The following is a 16,005-nucleotide window of genomic DNA, read 5'->3' as shown; positions in this document are numbered from 1 at the left end:
GTTATGAGAAAAAGATTCGTTCAATTTTCTTTTGCAGTACAGTATCTAAAGATTTTACAAATCCAGCAAATTCATCGGTAGAAATCATATGAGTAAGAACGAGTCGTCTGCCATCTGGTGTTTCACCGCATAAGACGAATGAAGAAAATTCATATGTTTTGTTTTCAACTACTAATTTTGGATAGGAATACGTGTCGCTTTTCTTCTTCTTTCCATCAATAGAGATGACGTTGCATTTTTTCTCATTGTTGTCCATGGTGAATCCCTCCTTTCTATTACTTATGGTAGACAAGGAGGGTTTAGAACAATAGAGAAGGGGGAATTTTTTATGTCTGTTGTAATAGAACGTATTCCAAAAGAGGCTATACCGAAGTCTTTATTGCTACTTGCTGATCCAAGTGAACGGCAAATAGCTACATATGTACAAAGAGGATTAACATATGTAGCTAAGCAGGGGGGGAGCGTTATCGGTGTATATGTTCTTTTGGAAACAAGGCCAAAGACGATGGAAATCATGAATATTGCGGTTGCAGAGCATTTACAAGGAAAAGGGATTGGGAAGAAGCTATTAAGGCATGCTGTAGAAACTGCTAAAGGATATGGTATGTCAAAACTTGAAGTTGGTACAGGCAATTCTAGTGTTTCACAACTTGCTTTATATCAAAAATGTGGATTTCGTATTTTTTCTATTGATTTTGATTACTTTTCGAAGCATTATGAAGAAGAGATTATTGAAAATGGGATTGTATGTCGTGATATGATCCGGCTTGCAATGGAATTGAATAAAAACGTATAACTATTTAGGGGGAAGAGAAGATGGAAGTACATAAAGCAATTACAGCACATTCTCGTAAACAAAATGAAAGTGTAAAAGCATGTTTACAATTAGATGCACAGCGTGAAGCAGCTATTGAAGCTGCTGTATCTCTTGCGTCAAATGGGAAAGAATTTTCGGTTGATGTCATTAATGTTGTAACGAAGCAAATTAATGATCTTGCAAAAAATGGTGTTACACTAGAGCGTAAATATGTTACAGAAGAAATGGTTATGGAGTATGTAAGTCGTTTGAAAGAGAAAGAAGGTCGTTAAAGATGATAGTTACAGTCGAATGGTTACGTGAGCATATAGAAGATGAGAATGTCCGTATAATCGATTGTCGTTTTGATTTAGCGAATCCTAATTGGGGTAGAGAAGAGTATGAAGAAGGACATATTCCTCATGCGTTATATTTTGATTTGAATTTAGATTTATCAAGTCCTATAGCAGAACATGGTGGCCGCCATCCTTTACCAAATATTGAGGAGTTTGCAGACAAGCTTTCGGAGGCTGGTATTGATGAACATACGACAGTAATTGCGTATGATAGTCAAGCCGGTGCAAATGCTGCTCGTTTATGGTGGTTATGTAACTATGTAGGACATGAGAAAGTATATATATTAGATGGTGGTTTCCCGGCTTGGAAAGAGAATGGACTACCGACAACAACGGAAATTCCTGTTGTTATACGAAGAACATTCAAAACAAACATACAAGATCATATGCTTGTATCGATGGAAACAGTAAGAGAGAATATCCAGGCAGGTGCAGATGTTACATTAATTGATTCAAGAGAGCCAAAACGTTATGCTGGTGTAGAGGAACTTGTCGATCATAAAGCAGGTCATATTCCGACAGCAGCAAACTATTTTTGGAAAGATGGAATGTTGCAATCAGGACAATTTAAGAATGAAGCTGAGCAACAAGAACGATTCCAAAATCTGTCGAAAGATAAGGAAACCATTGTATATTGTGGTTCTGGTGTTACGGCATGTCCAAATATCATTGCGTTAAAATTGGCTGGATTCCAAAATGTTAAATTGTATGTAGGTAGCTGGAGTGATTGGATTTCTTATCCAGAAAATCAAATTGCAAAAGAAGAAGATTAATCACTTGCATGCAAAAATAATTTGTATTAAAATAAGGTCACAAGCAAGAGATTGCTCGAAAAAATTTGTATTTTACACATTAGAAACAATGTGATAATATAACGACAAGTAAATAATACATCCTGCGGTGTGCGTAACTTATTTATGTCTAAAACCGATGTTAGTTATACGGAAGCTCAATATTTAGCGACCATCATCAAGCCTTCCTTGTGGAGGAAGATGTACGGTAACTGTGAGGGCATCCACCTGCGAGTAGCGGGTTTTTGGACATTTACGAGGAGCGGCACGTGCGGGGGTCTTATTTCAACTAACCTTATATAAAATTCCTACGGTGTACGTAGCTTATGCATGTCTTAAACCAATAAGTTTAATATGGAAGTTCAATATTTAAATGTAGCTAACATGCCATCTTTTTAAGAAGGAAGTTACAAACATTTGTGAGAGCATCCACCTGTGAGAGCAGGTTTATGGACATCTAGAGAGAACGGCATATGTGGGGCTATATAAAAACCTTACGTTTTATACGTAAGGTTTTTTTGTTGTATAGATATATCAATATTATCTTGATTCACCTGTGAAGTTTCCGTAATAAATGTAGCACTTTCTGTCTTCATCAATCTCTCTAGAATCCAAGGAGAATTCCATAGACATGCCGTCTCGTTGAATATATATAATATCTGAATGAAGAGATGGTAAAATTTCTTCATATTTCCATACATCTTGACTATCTACTATGTTTGAACTCGTTTCACTTAGTTCTCTAATTTCAAATCCGATGTGGGAGTATGTAGGGTCTGAAGGGTCATTTGCGAAAACTTCTTTTTGAATATAAATAACTGCTGTTCCGTCTGGATCAACCGAAGTTGCAGTAACAACATAAGTATTTTTCTCTTTAATAAAATATTCACAAGTCATGCGTGCGATAATTTCAGAATTAGAAATATTGGCGTAGTTCCATAAAGCAGGATACCCTTTCGTTTCATCATTAAGTCGATATTCTAAGCGCATTTTATCCCTCTTCTTCCTTTTTCTTCTACTTTATCATGCTATCCTATATAATAGGAATAGAAATTAAAAAGGGGAGTGCGAAAGTGACAAAAACGAAATGGCTAGTAGGTGGTGTCGTAACGTCTTTAATGACTGGCACTTTATTTGGTTGCGCACAAGATCTTCCCCCAAAACCGAATGATAATAGTTGTTCTGATTGGGATTGGGATGATGAACTTGGGGTATGGCAGTGTGATGATAGTAGTTCAGGTTATCGTGGGCATTATTTCTATGGTGGGCGATACTATCAAAATAAATCCTCTTTTAAAAATTCATCGGCGTTTAAATCGTATCAATCGTCTGCTGAATTTAAAGGTGGAATTGGAAGCGGTTCAAAGGGAGGATTTGGGGGCTAAAATATGTCGCAATACATAAGGGATCGAAAAGAGTTTTATTTGAAATATCCAAATTTTTGGTCGGATTTATATGAATGTGAGTATAGTTTGTTTCATGTTTTTTCTATAACAAATCAGACTTTGGAACAATTACGATTGGCGACTGAACGAATGGGAAAAATATTTTTTAAGACTGCTAGACTTTTGCGTAATTTAAGTGACGAACAGCTTCTTGAGCTTGGTTTTCCTCCTGTGAGCTTATCTTTCATTAGAATGAAAGGGCTTTATCCTGAATCTGTAATTTCGCGATTTGATTTTGCTGTAACAGAGGATAACCAAATCAAAATGCTTGAGTTTAATAGTGATACACCAACTTTTATTGTGGAATGTTTTCAAATGAATGGGAAAGTATGTGAAAATCTAGGTTATGATGATCCAAACTCGGATCAAGAACGATTACTATCTTCTGGTGTTACGAAAGCTGTAATGGAAGCGACAAAGGGATTAGACAATCCAAATGTTGTTTTTACAGCACATCATGAACATATTGAGGATTGGAATACGACTATGTATTTGAGTCAGTTATGCCATGTTGAAAATAAAGTAGTGCCAATGTCAGAACTTAGAATTACAAAAGATGCTCTAATCGATAAAGATGGGGCGAAGATTGACGTTTTATATCGCCAAACATATCCGATAGAAGATTTAATTGAGGATCAAGATTCTGAAACAGGAGATTTGGTAGGGGTGGAACTGCTGCAACTTGTAAAAGCCGGAAAGCTTTTTATAATAAATCCTTTGTCAGCATTTTTACTTCAGCCAAAATCAATTCAGTGTCTTATTTGGGGGTTAGCAGAAGAAGAGGCCTTTTATACAAACGAGGAACAACAGTGGATTAAAGAATATATGTTACCTACATATTTAGAACCAGATTTATTTTTAGGAAAAGGTTCTTTCGTTCAAAAACCTTCATTTGGTAGAGAAGGAGATACAATTACGATTCGCGATAAGGATGAAAATATTATGCTTCAAAATGCACATCAAACATATAAAACGTCACTGCCAATATTTCAAAAGTATACAGAACTTCCAGTCGTATTCTTGGAAACAGAAAAAGGGATGGAGAAACTGTCGTATGTGTTTGGTTCTTTTTTAATTGCTGGAAAAGCGAGTAGTATCGGTATTCGCGCGGGAGAAAAGATTACAGGAAATGAATCGTACTATTTACCGGTAGGTATAAAAAGGAGGAGGAAAAATGATTAATTTTTTATTATATTTAGCAGTAACACTCGGACTTTTATGTATTGGTCTGTTCTTGATGGAAGTGACAACGAAAGTTAAGGAATTTAAGTTAATGGCTCAAGGGAATAAGGCGGTAAGCTATGTGCTTGGAGGACGATTACTTGGGTTAGCTATTGTTTTATATTCGACAGCAGCTAATTCAATTTCACTTCTTGATATGATTTCGTGGGGGGCAATTGGGATTTTGGCTCAAATTATTGTCTTTTATTTAGCTGAGTGGCTTACACCACGCTTTAATATAAACAAAAGTCTCGAAGAAGATAATCAAGCAGTCGGTCTTTTTCTTATGTTTTTATCGCTTTCAATTGGGATTGTAATTGCTGGTTGTATAACTTATTAAAAACTTTACGTTTAAACGTAAAGTTTTTTATTTTATCCCGCTATTTACAGGACAGCCCGCTTGGTGAGGGCTAATAAACAGTGGGGATAAACACCCCCCCACTGATTAAAGTTTCACTTTATATATGTTAGTTTGCCATACCTTTTGAAAAAATTGTAGGCTACGGTTGACATCTATTTTAAATAAGAGTAACATTTTCAATGTAATGAAAATAAGTCTCTGTTAGGTGAGGCTCCTGTATAGAGAAATGCTACTGCCCAAAAATGTCGAGAGACGCCAATGGGTCAACAGGAATGATCGAATTAAGGTTTTTCTTAACGTAGCTGGTAATGTACCTATGCTATACAGTGCTAAAACTCGGTGAGGGAGAGGTCCGTAGATTTCTAATCATATTAGAAATCGTTTATTTGTGTATGTAATGGCCGCTACTCTCTTAAGGGTAGGGGTCTTTTTTGTTACCAAGCTATGAGTAATTTCATAGTATAAACTATAAAATTAAACGAGGAGGTGAGGAGCATGTCAAATTCTGACTCGGTTCCGTTACCCATATACTTCAAATCAAAAATATATGATGTAGGCAGGAAACGATTTGTTCCTCCCTCTATATTTATCACGATGTAGCGTTTATAAAGCGCGAGACACTTTCACAGTAAAGTGGATAAATTGAGAAACAAAGCGTTTCTTCCTATGTTGTAAAGGAGGAGACGATAATATGTTATATGCAAACAAAACTGTGGGTAACACGTCATATAAACTAAGTAAAAAATCAATAAAAGAACAAACAATGCTCCAAAAAAATAAAGATTTATTAATTGAAATTGCAACAAGAGATGTCAAATCTGTATTTGCATATTTTAAAACAACAAGAGACGGACTATCAATGAAAGAGGCACAAAAACGTATTCAAGTATATGGCCGAAATGAACTAACTTCCAAAAGAGCACTTCTTACAGAAGTCATGATGAAGCTTGGTGGCATGATTCCAGGTTTTTCAAAACAACGTGTGTGTGATGAATTACAACGTGAAACGATTACTGTATCTAGAGTAGAATGTTCTAGTAGTACAGGGCTAAATAGTGAACTGAAAATGATGGAGATACCAGTGCGAGAACTTGTACCTGGAGATATGATTTTTCTTTCGGCTGGAGATGCTGTGCCAGCTGATGTACGTATTATTTATGCAGATGACTTATTAGTGAATGAGTCTGTGTTAACGGGAAACGAAGCGAATATAGAGAAGTTTGAGAGCTGCTATCACCTTGAACGTAAACGATTTATTCCATTAAAACGGATGAAAGATTATAATCCACTTGAGCTTGAAAATGTATGTTTTAAAGGTTCGTATATCGTTAGTGGAAATGCAAAAGCTGTCGTTGTTTCTACTGGGAAAAATACGTATTCAGGCATATTGCATACTTGTTGTAGTAGAACGTCTTAATGTGTTAATGATGCTAAATATACAAAAACAATGTATAATAGACAAAGTTGAGCAAAAACGTAGAATGGTAATCTATTTATATAACCTTACGTGATAACGTAAGGTTATTATTTTTTTAATAGGAGAGGAATTATGAAAAAAGTATTATTAGTTGATGGTATGGCACTATTATTTCGTGCTTTTTACGCAACAAGTGTCTACGGACAATTTATGAAACGACAAGATGGAACCCCTACCAACGGAATTCATGGTTATATGAAACACTTATTAACAGCTACGCAAGCGATCGAACCAACACATATCGTTACATGCTGGGATATGGGAAGTACGACATTTAGAACAGAATCGTTCTCGAATTATAAAGCAAATCGTGCAGCGCCACCAGAAGAATTAATTCCTCAATTCGATTTAGTGCAAGAAATGACTGCGAAATTATCCATTCCAGTTATCGGTATGAAAGGCTACGAAGCGGATGATTGTATCGGTACGCTTGCAAAACAATACTGCAATGAAGCTGAAGTTTATATTTTAACAGGTGATACAGATTTACTTCAACTTGTTGATAAGAACGTTACAGTTATGCTTCTGCGTAAAGGAATTGGAAATTACGAATATTACACACCGGAGAAAATCATGGAAGAAAAAGGTGTAGAGCCGTGGCAAATCGTCCATGCAAAAGCTTTCATGGGAGATACAAGTGATAATTATCCAGGTGTAAAAGGTATCGGTGAAAAAACAGCGTATAAGCTTATTCAAGAGCACGGAACAGTATCCGCTGTACTAGAAAATGTAGAATCATTAACAAAAGCGCAGCGTACGAAGATTGAAAGTGATTTAGAGAACTTAAATATTTCGTTACAATTAGCCCAAATTCACTGTGAAGTTCCAATTTCATGTTCACTAGAAGAAGGATTACACACAATGGATGCAGAAAAAATTAGATTTGTTTGTGAAGAAATGAATTGGGGAAGACCTGAAATATTAATAAATATGCTATAAATAGCTTGGAAAGAGGGATGTTGCATAAGTCGAACTTTGACTTGGTAACACCTTCTTTTTGTTTTTGTAAACAGTATTATAGTAAATAAAATTATGTCGAACTCAATTTTAAATATATAAATGTTTCGACAAAATATAATGAAGTAAATTAATTTCAATATAGTTTTAGATAGTCTCTTTTTGCGTGTTCACAAAGTTGTCAGAAAATAAATAGAATTTTCATATGAAGTTCAAATAGAATTCACAACAATCAATTATTATAAGAACACACAGATAATTCTTTATCTTTTATATAAACCATCCCCCAAGGAGGACAATGAAAATGAGAAAAAAAGTGAGAAAATCTTTTAAACAATTATTAATTGAAAATAAACAATCACTATTAAATAATAAAGAAAATATGAAAGAAATTGAAGAGAGAATTGAGAAACGACATGTAGCATATAGTGGTGCCAGTAATTAAATAAAATAAAAAAGATAGCCTATGTAGGCTATCTTTTTTATTTTATATTGAAAAAACGCTATTCAGCTCTTTAATTTTGTAAATATGCAAGATATTTTTATAGTGTTTTTCTATCAATATTACTCATTTTTCGAGGTTGAAATTGGTATATACCAATTTTTAGGATTCGCTATTCATAATATTACAAAAAATGTTACAATACACTCAAATTTATACTATAAAATCATTTTAATATGAAAAATTGGAATGAAAAGAAAGGAGAGGAATATGAATAAAGATGTCGCTTTGAAATGATTATTATCATTTCATTAGGAGTTGATGTAAAAAGATGAAGAGATACGAGGAATTGGATTCTATAAGAGGGATTTCTTCATTAATAGTAATGATCGGTCATCATTTAATGATTTTTTTAGCATTTCAAAATTACAGTTATGGAGATAATAAACCATTTGTTGTGTACCTATTAAAAGAAACGCCTGCTCGTCTTATTTTTAGTAGTGGTAACGAATCTGTTATTATCTTTTTTGTTTTGAGCGGATTTGTTTTGTACGAATCTATTCAAAAAAACTATAGTAGTTATGGGGCATACCTTTTAAAACGTATATGCAGAATATATATTCCCTATATTGTAGCACTAATTATAGCTATTATATGCCAGGCTACAATTAGTGAATATGGTATTTCTTATTTAAGTGAATGGTTTAATCGCTCATGGACGATTGAAAGCTCTTCAAGCTTAATAGCGCAACATATTTTATTGGTTGGGAAATACAATACAGATGCATATAACGGTGTGATTTGGTCACTTGTCCATGAAATGCGAATATCAATAATTTTTCCGTTAATTTTGATGATTTGTTTACGAAAAACGTTGAGGTGTTCATTACTATTATTGTTTAGTTTAAGTATATGTTCTGTTGTAATATTATTTTTGTTTCGTTCGGGCTTAACATTGACAAGCTATGCATTAACAGTGCATTACACGGTGCTGTTTTTACTAGGAGCACTAGTTGCGAAGTATAAAAACAATTTAATAGTTTTTTATAGTAATTGTACTAAAAACACGAAAATTGCATGGTTTTTATTTGCGATTTTACTTTTTATGTATGAAGGACTTATTGGAGAAATTAAAGTGCTCAATAATTTTATATTTCGAGACTACGTAGTGGCGATAAGTGCAAGTCTATTTGTCATATTAAGTTTGTCAATATCAACTTTGTCGTCCTTGCTACGTAATAAATACTTGTTATATTTGGGGAAGATTTCTTACAGTCTTTATTTATACCATATTATATCGTTGTTCTCCCTTATATACATGCTCCATGAAATATTACCATTGCCTATTATTTTAATTTTTTCACTTGTTTTTTCGTTTATACTTGCAATACTTTCGTATGTATATGTAGAAAAGTTTGCATTCAGAGTCGGAAACTATGTAACAAAACAAGTGGACAGAAAGAAGAGAGAGTTATCTGTAAAGAGTGACTTGCAGGATGTTATTCAGAAAAGGGCGGTGAAATAATTGAAGCAAGAAATGAGTATAAAAGATTTTCAACAATTATTGAAAAGAAGATTCGTAACGATTATTTTGACGATGTGTTGTTTAACCGCTTCTTTAGTTCTTATCTCAATGTATGTTCTAAAGCCGTCATATCAATATTCAACGCAAATTCTTGTTGGGAATTTAGATGAGTTTAATAAGGAAAATTCAACAAATAAAACACAAGAAAATAAGCAACTAGTAACATCGTATGTTGATATTTTAAAAAGCCCATTAATTATTTCAACAGTCAAAAAAACTTTGAAATTAGAGCAATCAAGTCATGAATTAGCACAAAAAATCTCGGTTGTGAATACGGATAACTCACAAATTGTAACTGTTACAGTAAAAGATTCCAATCCGAAAGTCGTGAAAGACATTGTAAAGACATTGGCAGAGCAATCACAACAAAGTTTTCAACAGTACACAAATGTACAAGGTGTGAAAGTGTTGACGGATCCTGAGTTACAGGAACAGGCTGAAAAATTGTTTCCAAAATTTCAACTAATCATTCCTATTTCTTTAATTGTTAGTTTTTTTGTTGGGGTAGGTTTAGCTGTATTTCGAGATTATTTTGATGAACGTATATACACGGAACAAGATTTAGAGAAAATAACAACAGTCTCTGTTATTGGTCACATAAATATGAAACCGAATAGAAAAAAGAAACCTACAGAGGTTGATAAACAATCATCTATATATCGAGGTGAACATGTTGATGTTTAGGACAAAGAAACAGCTGCCATTCGATCTGCATGATGATCTGATGAAAGAACAGTTTTATACGGTGTATCACGAGCTAAAAAAATCTGGAAAACAACTGTTCACAGTTAGTTCAACGAAGGACAGAGGGGTTGTTGCCTCGCTTATAGTAAATATGGGTCTAGTGTTTGCGGAAATGAAGAAAAAGGTGTTACTTATTGATGTGAATTTTTCTGATCCTAAATTACATGTATTATTACAAAGTGATCACATGATAACAGTAAACGATATAATAAGCTCTTCCCCCTGCAATTATGAATCTTTTTCTAGTAATTTGTCTAAATACTTATATTGTATTCCTGCAAAAAAAACAGTACACACAGGGACCCCCTTAGTTGCTATGGATGAATTTGATAATGCGATTGCTAAGTGGAAAGAAGATTTTGATTACATTTTCTTTTATTCTTCTGAAGTATTTGATCTTCCTGCTACGCACATTATTGCAGGGAAATGCGATGGAGTGGTCTTAGCAGTTAAAAAGCGAAAAGATTCACTACGTACAGTGCAAAAAGTAATAGCGGATATAAAGAGGAAAGAATGTGAATTAATAGGTATAATTTTATATTCTTGAATGTGGGGGTAACGATCCATGATTCGTGAAACAAATCAAGCCAAGTTGTATACGATTCCGGCTCAAGAAAAGCCTAGTATATTGAATCGAAGTGTAAAACGCTTGTTTGATATTATATTTTCAATCATATTGTTACTATTAACAATACCAATTATGTTGTTCTTTTGTATTATGATTACTTTAGAAACATCAGGTGCTCCATTTTACTTTCAAGAACGTTTAGGTATAAACGGGAAGAAGTTTAATGTATTTAAATTAAGGTCGATGGTAAAGGGTGCTGAAATGAACGGACCACAATGGGCAAAAGAACATGATCAAAGAATTACAAAAGTTGGATTGTTTATAAGAAAAACGAGAATTGATGAATTACCGCAACTTTTAAATATTTTAAGAGGAGATATGTCTTTTGTAGGCCCTAGACCAGAGAGAGAGTTTTTTTATAATGAGTTTGATGCGTATATTCCAGAGTTTAAGGAACGTTTAATAGTAAAACCAGGATTAACAGGATGGGCACAAATAAATGGAGGGTATAATCTTGATCCAAAGGAAAAGTTGAGGCTGGATATGGAGTATATTGAAATGAAAACATTTCGGATGGACATCCGTATTTTATGTAAAACCGTTTTAATTGTATTGAATGGTAATGGTGCAAGATAAATATATATGTAAACAAACAACATATGTAAGTAGGTTACTTGCAAAGGAGAACTGGTATGGGTAGATCTATTCTAAACAATATTATCCATCTATTTTATAGTACGATTTTAGCTAACCTTCTTCAGGCCGTCAGTTTAATTGTTTTAGCAAACTTTTTTAACACACAACATTATGGGATGTTTAGTGTTGCCATAGCAGTGACGTTTGTTATGTTATTTTTTACAGACTTAGGACTTAGTAATACGTTTCTTCGAGAAGGGGCAAAGGATGGAGCAGATTTAGAGCAGATTTTATCATCGTATATAAAAATAAGGATGATTCTACTTATTTTTATTTCTATCATCGGTTATATTGCTATTCATTATATGTATGCGGATAAAAATTTAATTTATATGATGATAAACGTAATGTTTTTCATGTTAATAGGATTAACTTGGCAAAACATAGGGGTTGCCTATTTTCAACTGACGGAACGAATGAAGTATATAGCGCTCATAAAAGTTGTATCAGCATCAGTTGTCATTATAATTACATGTTTTTGTATTTTCGGAGAGTTACCGGTGTATGTAACAGCTCGCTTATATGCTTTTGGGTATATGATCGGTGGTGTATTCAGTATATATATCATGAGAAGAAAGACGAAAATGAATATGAAAGTCGTAATTCATAAAGCGTTATTTTGGCAATTAACTCCCTTTATTATTAGCGGTTTTTTAATAATGAGTACGCCACAATTAGCGCCTATCTTGCTTAACTATACATTGCCATTAAGTATGGTAGGTGTTTTTGCAGTGGCGTACCGGATGCCGGCAGCTTTATATCAAGTACCAGGGGTAATTGCAGGTGCATTTTTCCCAGTGCTCTTTAAGCATTATAACCAGAATAATTTAGAAGCGCATACGAAATTAAATTTGCTTCAAATTAAATCAATGGCGATTGTAGGAATATGTATGACGATTGGTTTATATCATTTAGCACCATACTTTATTTCTATATTTTTTCATGAAGAATGGAGCAATGCAGTAGAACCACTCCAAATATTATCATTTCTTATTGTGCTACAAAGTTTAAATATTGCCATTGCTGACGGTTTAACGACGAGTGGATGCCAAAATAAGAGAACTGTTGTGCAGTGTGTAGCATTGGTGATAGGTGGGGTTATGCTTTATAGCTTTAGTAGTCTTGGTGGAGTGATAGGAGCGGCATACGCTATGGTTTTATTTGAAATTGTCGCTTTAGTGGGATATATAGCGGTAAGTGTAGTGAAGAAAAAAATTGTATTCCAAATTGTAATGCCGTATACAATTTATTTTGGTGTAACCTTTATTGGAGTGCAATATATATTGCATACATATCATTTAATTGCGCTTGTTCTTAATATACTAATTGTAGTAGCTGCCATATTCTTATATGATTATGAGCTAAAAAAACTTCTTCTTTCTTTTATAAGAAAAATACGCAAAAAGGATTATATTACGAAACAGGGGATATAGCTTATGGAAAATAGTATGAAAGTATCGATGGGATGGATTATTCTTCTAATATTATTTGTTATGTTAAGTAAATACAATTTATATATTGGATTTTCATTGAAAATATATATGATTTTTTTAGTCATATATTTTTGTTTAACAATTAAAAACTTTCATATTCAAAAGTTATATTTTCATGAAGTTATATTTTTACTGTTTTATTTCATTTATTGTTTAAGTGGAATTTTTTCTATGTATTTAAATGCTAGTATTCGTATGATTTTTGGCGTGCTACTCGTTTTAGGATGCTATTTTATAATGAGGAATTTATTGGGGAATACTGAAATAGTGGTACTTGAATCATCTATTGCTTATGTAGGAGTAGTATTTAATATTGTAAGTCTAATACTCTATATAATCGGTTTACAATACTTTAGTTTATACGGTGGAGAAGAGAGAGAAATTTTTGCTGGTTTATTAGTTGATAGAGGATATCCACGGTTAATTGGATTGCTAGATGATCCTAACATTTTTATTTTCTATAATACAATATTTTTTATGTACTATATGACTAATTTACAAAATATCACTAACATCCTAGGGTTAATTTTATGTGTTACGACGAGTCTATTAACCTTTTCAAGGGGTGGTATATTAGCGCTTGTGCTTGTCGTTTTTGTATATATATGTATGTCTAGTTTCGCTAAAAAAATAAAAATAATTATGAGTTTAGTATTGTTTAGTGTAGTTATTTTTAGTTTATCGAATAGTGTAATGGGGGGGCAATTAGATGACATATTAAATAAACGAATCTCTGATTTTTCCCATGATAATGGAAGTGGTAGATTTACATTATGGGAAGCTGCTTTTAAATATTATTTATCCAATCCATATATCGGAATCGGTGCTTTTAACTTTTCGAATTATTATGAGTATCAATTTAATGAAAAATTGTATGTACACAATACATTTTTAGAAATTTTGTCTGAATCGGGTACAATTGGTTTTCTTCTATATAGCGCGTTTTTATTCATATTAATATTCAAGCTAGCGCAGCATACTTTGTTTCGTGAAAAACCATACCTTCTATTGACTATGATTGCATTTTTATTTCAGATGATGTCATTGTCACTCATTATTAACGAAGCGTTCTTTTTATTTTTAGCAGTTGTTGTGAAGTATATTTCAATATATGAAGGAAGGGGAAAGATAGATGGTAAAATGTCTATCAGCACATAACGAGCCGCCTTATGTTTCTGTAATAACACCTTCTTATAATAGTATACGATTTATAGGTGAGACAATTTTATCTGTACAGAATCAATCGTATGAAAACTGGGAAATGATTATCGTTGATGACGGTTCAACCGACCAATCTGCGGAAAAAATTAAAGAGATAATAGAAGGAGACTCACGAATTAGATTATTATCATTAAAAGAAAATGTTGGTGCTGCTAAAGCTCGGAATTTAGCGATCCAAGAGGCAAGAGGAAGGTATATTGCCTTTTTAGATAGTGATGATATATGGTTGCCGCATAAATTGAAGACACAATTGTTATTTATGGAAGAAATGAATATTGCTTTTTCATATGCGTCGTATAGTTTAATTGATGAAAATGGTAATGAACTAAATTGCGAAGTGAGTGTACCAAAATCTGTTGACTATCATTATTTAGTAGGAAATACAATTATCGGGTGTTTAACAGTGATGATTGATCGTGAAAAAATTCCGTATGTAGAAATGCCTAGTATACAGCCGGAAGATACAGCGTTATGGCTGAACTTATTACATAAAGGGTATGAAGCAAAAGGGATACAGCAAGTGTTAGCAAAATATAGAATTGTTACAAATTCTGTTTCTAGAAATAAAATTAGAGCAGCTTTCCGGTATTGGAAATTGTTAAGGGAACAAGAAAGACTGAATTCGGTACAAATTTTTTACTATTTCAGCAAGTATGCTTATCATGCTTATAAAAAAAATAAAATCAATGTAGTTGGGAAGACGCAATTATGAATATACTGTTGATGACAGATAAATTGATAACTGGCGGAGCCGAGAGCTATTTCTGTAAATTGGAAAGTAATTTGCGTTATGAGGATTTTAAGATTTATACAGCTGCAGGTGATGGAGAACTATATGAATCTCTTACTAGAAAAGAAAATTTCATCTTACTTAGTCGATGGAATCATTTGAGGAATATTTATTATTTACGAAACGAAATTTGTAAACGAAAGATAGAACTTATTCATGCAAATAGTTTGCGAATGGTATTATATGCTTTGCTACTTCAAAAGTTTATTAAAAAAAAAGATGAAAATTGTTTATACGAAACATAATGTAACGATATTAGAAAAGAAAATGCCAACGCTTTTTCGTTATTTCATGAATAAATATGTAAACAATATTATTACAGTAAGTGAGTTTGAAAAGAATAATTTAATTTCAATTCATGTAGCAGAAGAAAAAATAAATACAATTTATAACGGTGTCGATATTGAAAAGTTTTTATTCCAGCAGAAAAAGAAAGAATCTACATATAAAATAGGGATATTAGCTAGATTATCCAAAGAGAAAAACCATCTACTATTTGTCAAAATTGCAAATGTGTTGAAAAAGAGAAATGATTTTATGTTTTATATTGCAGGTGATGGACCAGAGAAAGAACCGATTATGAAAGAAATAGAAAAATATGGATTGCAACAGAGTGTAAAGATGCTAGGAAATATTTCTGAGCCGCATGAGTTTATAGGGAATATGGATGCCTTACTTTTATTATCTTTTCGTGAAGTGTTTCCAATGGTAGTAATTGAAGCAATGGCTACAGGGACACCAATAGTTTCAATAGATGTTGGTGGAATACATGAAGCAGTAATAGATGGAGAATCAGGTGTTTTGATATCTGAATATTGCGAATATGAATTCGCAAGTGCGCTTGAGGAACTACAAGGGAATGAAGAAAAGGTAATTGCTATTAGACTAAAAGCACGAGAGAAAGCAATGATGTATTTCTCGTTAACTAAAATGATAGAGGAAACGAAAAATATATATGAATTAAACAAATGACCGGGTAGGTCGTTTGTTTTTTTTATTATAGAAACTTTTAAGAGACAACTCACATATTATATGAAAAAGGTAATATGAGGAGTGAATTTA

18 protein-coding genes, 2 other RNA genes, 1 pseudogene and 1 riboswitch are annotated in these 16,005 nt (G+C 33.0%); of the genes and pseudogenes, 19 read left to right on the top strand and 2 right to left on the bottom strand.

What is annotated here, in order from left to right; genetic code table 11:
* Position 1: 1 nt before the first annotated feature.
* Positions 2-256: a DUF3931 domain-containing protein gene (locus tag AC0OM3_RS16735; protein WP_000369740.1), complete on the bottom strand. Its 255-nt coding sequence runs from the start codon at positions 254-256 to the stop codon at positions 2-4.
* A gap of 72 nt (positions 257-328) precedes the next feature.
* Between AC0OM3_RS16735 and AC0OM3_RS16730 the strand changes: the two genes are divergently transcribed.
* The 5 genes from AC0OM3_RS16730 (at position 329) to ssrS (AC0OM3_RS16710) (ending at position 2,429) form a co-directional block, all read left to right on the top strand.
* A complete protein-coding gene (locus AC0OM3_RS16730; RefSeq protein WP_000117689.1) occupies positions 329-796 on the top strand; it encodes a GNAT family N-acetyltransferase in 468 nt (155 codons plus the stop codon).
* A gap of 20 nt (positions 797-816) precedes the next feature.
* Positions 817-1,089, top strand: a complete 273-nt coding sequence (locus tag AC0OM3_RS16725) for a YpbS family protein (protein WP_000451815.1) — start codon at positions 817-819, stop codon at positions 1,087-1,089.
* 2 nt (positions 1,090-1,091) lie between these two features.
* Positions 1,092-1,925, top strand: coding sequence for a sulfurtransferase (locus AC0OM3_RS16720; RefSeq protein WP_000637536.1), 834 nt, complete (start codon positions 1,092-1,094; stop codon positions 1,923-1,925).
* A 116-nt stretch (positions 1,926-2,041) separates the two neighbouring features.
* Positions 2,042-2,224, top strand: a non-coding RNA gene (gene ssrS, locus AC0OM3_RS16715) — 6S RNA.
* 21 nt (positions 2,225-2,245) lie between these two features.
* Positions 2,246-2,429, top strand: a non-coding RNA gene (gene ssrS, locus AC0OM3_RS16710) — 6S RNA.
* 54 nt (positions 2,430-2,483) lie between these two features.
* Here the strand turns inward: ssrS (AC0OM3_RS16710) and AC0OM3_RS16705 are convergent.
* Entirely contained in the window at positions 2,484-2,933 is a 450-nt protein-coding gene (locus AC0OM3_RS16705; RefSeq protein ID WP_001235518.1) for a hypothetical protein, read from the bottom strand.
* Positions 2,934-3,016: 83 nt separating this feature from the next.
* Here AC0OM3_RS16705 and AC0OM3_RS16700 point away from each other — a divergent pair, with 83 nt between their 5' ends.
* The 14 genes and pseudogenes from AC0OM3_RS16700 to AC0OM3_RS16635 all read left to right on the top strand — a co-directional run bounded on the left by AC0OM3_RS16700 (position 3,017) and on the right by AC0OM3_RS16635 (position 15,915).
* Positions 3,017-3,328: a hypothetical protein gene (locus AC0OM3_RS16700; protein WP_000169028.1), complete on the top strand. Its 312-nt coding sequence runs from the start codon at positions 3,017-3,019 to the stop codon at positions 3,326-3,328.
* Between the two features lie 3 nt (positions 3,329-3,331).
* A complete protein-coding gene (locus tag AC0OM3_RS16695; RefSeq protein WP_000084946.1) occupies positions 3,332-4,570 on the top strand; it encodes a glutathionylspermidine synthase family protein in 1,239 nt (412 codons plus the stop codon).
* A complete protein-coding gene (locus tag AC0OM3_RS16690) occupies positions 4,563-4,949 on the top strand; it encodes a DUF350 domain-containing protein (protein WP_000606856.1) in 387 nt (128 codons plus the stop codon). Before AC0OM3_RS16695 ends, AC0OM3_RS16690 begins: the two co-directional genes overlap by 8 nt.
* A 211-nt stretch (positions 4,950-5,160) precedes the next feature.
* Positions 5,161-5,326, top strand: a riboswitch (M-box (ykoK) riboswitch).
* A 335-nt stretch (positions 5,327-5,661) separates the two neighbouring features.
* Complete coding sequence (locus AC0OM3_RS16685) at positions 5,662-6,387, top strand: P-type ATPase actuator domain-containing protein (RefSeq protein WP_000964954.1); 726 nt, start codon at positions 5,662-5,664, stop codon at positions 6,385-6,387.
* A gap of 132 nt (positions 6,388-6,519) precedes the next feature.
* Positions 6,520-7,386, top strand: coding sequence for a 5'-3' exonuclease (locus AC0OM3_RS16680; protein WP_000757070.1), 867 nt, complete (start codon positions 6,520-6,522; stop codon positions 7,384-7,386).
* Positions 7,387-7,708: 322 nt separating this feature from the next.
* Positions 7,709-7,849, top strand: coding sequence for an FbpB family small basic protein (locus AC0OM3_RS16675; RefSeq protein ID WP_001228048.1), 141 nt, complete (start codon positions 7,709-7,711; stop codon positions 7,847-7,849).
* A gap of 328 nt (positions 7,850-8,177) precedes the next feature.
* Positions 8,178-9,371, top strand: a complete 1,194-nt coding sequence (locus AC0OM3_RS16670) for an acyltransferase family protein (protein ID WP_000833038.1) — start codon at positions 8,178-8,180, stop codon at positions 9,369-9,371.
* A complete protein-coding gene (locus AC0OM3_RS16665) occupies positions 9,372-10,115 on the top strand; it encodes a YveK family protein (protein WP_000807051.1) in 744 nt (247 codons plus the stop codon). It begins immediately after the preceding gene.
* Entirely contained in the window at positions 10,102-10,722 is a 621-nt protein-coding gene (locus AC0OM3_RS16660) for a CpsD/CapB family tyrosine-protein kinase (RefSeq protein WP_002163913.1), read from the top strand. Before AC0OM3_RS16665 ends, AC0OM3_RS16660 begins: the two co-directional genes overlap by 14 nt.
* An 18-nt stretch (positions 10,723-10,740) precedes the next feature.
* On the top strand, positions 10,741-11,379 hold the full coding sequence (locus AC0OM3_RS16655) for a sugar transferase (protein WP_474212450.1): 639 nt from the start codon (positions 10,741-10,743) through the stop codon (positions 11,377-11,379).
* A gap of 56 nt (positions 11,380-11,435) precedes the next feature.
* The gene (locus AC0OM3_RS16650; protein WP_000533737.1) at positions 11,436-12,872 is read left to right on the top strand and encodes an oligosaccharide flippase family protein; all 1,437 of its coding nucleotides are present in this window, start codon (positions 11,436-11,438) and stop codon (positions 12,870-12,872) included.
* Positions 12,873-12,875: 3 nt separating this feature from the next.
* On the top strand, positions 12,876-14,090 hold the full coding sequence (locus AC0OM3_RS16645) for an O-antigen ligase family protein (protein ID WP_474212448.1): 1,215 nt from the start codon (positions 12,876-12,878) through the stop codon (positions 14,088-14,090).
* On the top strand, positions 14,065-14,865 hold the full coding sequence (locus AC0OM3_RS16640) for a glycosyltransferase family 2 protein (RefSeq protein WP_000237678.1): 801 nt from the start codon (positions 14,065-14,067) through the stop codon (positions 14,863-14,865). Before AC0OM3_RS16645 ends, AC0OM3_RS16640 begins: the two co-directional genes overlap by 26 nt.
* A pseudogene (locus AC0OM3_RS16635) lies at positions 14,862-15,915 on the top strand (glycosyltransferase family 4 protein). Before AC0OM3_RS16640 ends, AC0OM3_RS16635 begins: the two are co-directional and overlap by 4 nt.
* The last annotated feature ends 90 nt before the right edge of the window (positions 15,916-16,005 follow it).

This window comes from Bacillus sp. FAU20, from assembly GCF_056033865.1.
Note: the sequence above shows the minus strand (reverse complement) of the source record. Positions and strands in the feature narration are given on the sequence as shown.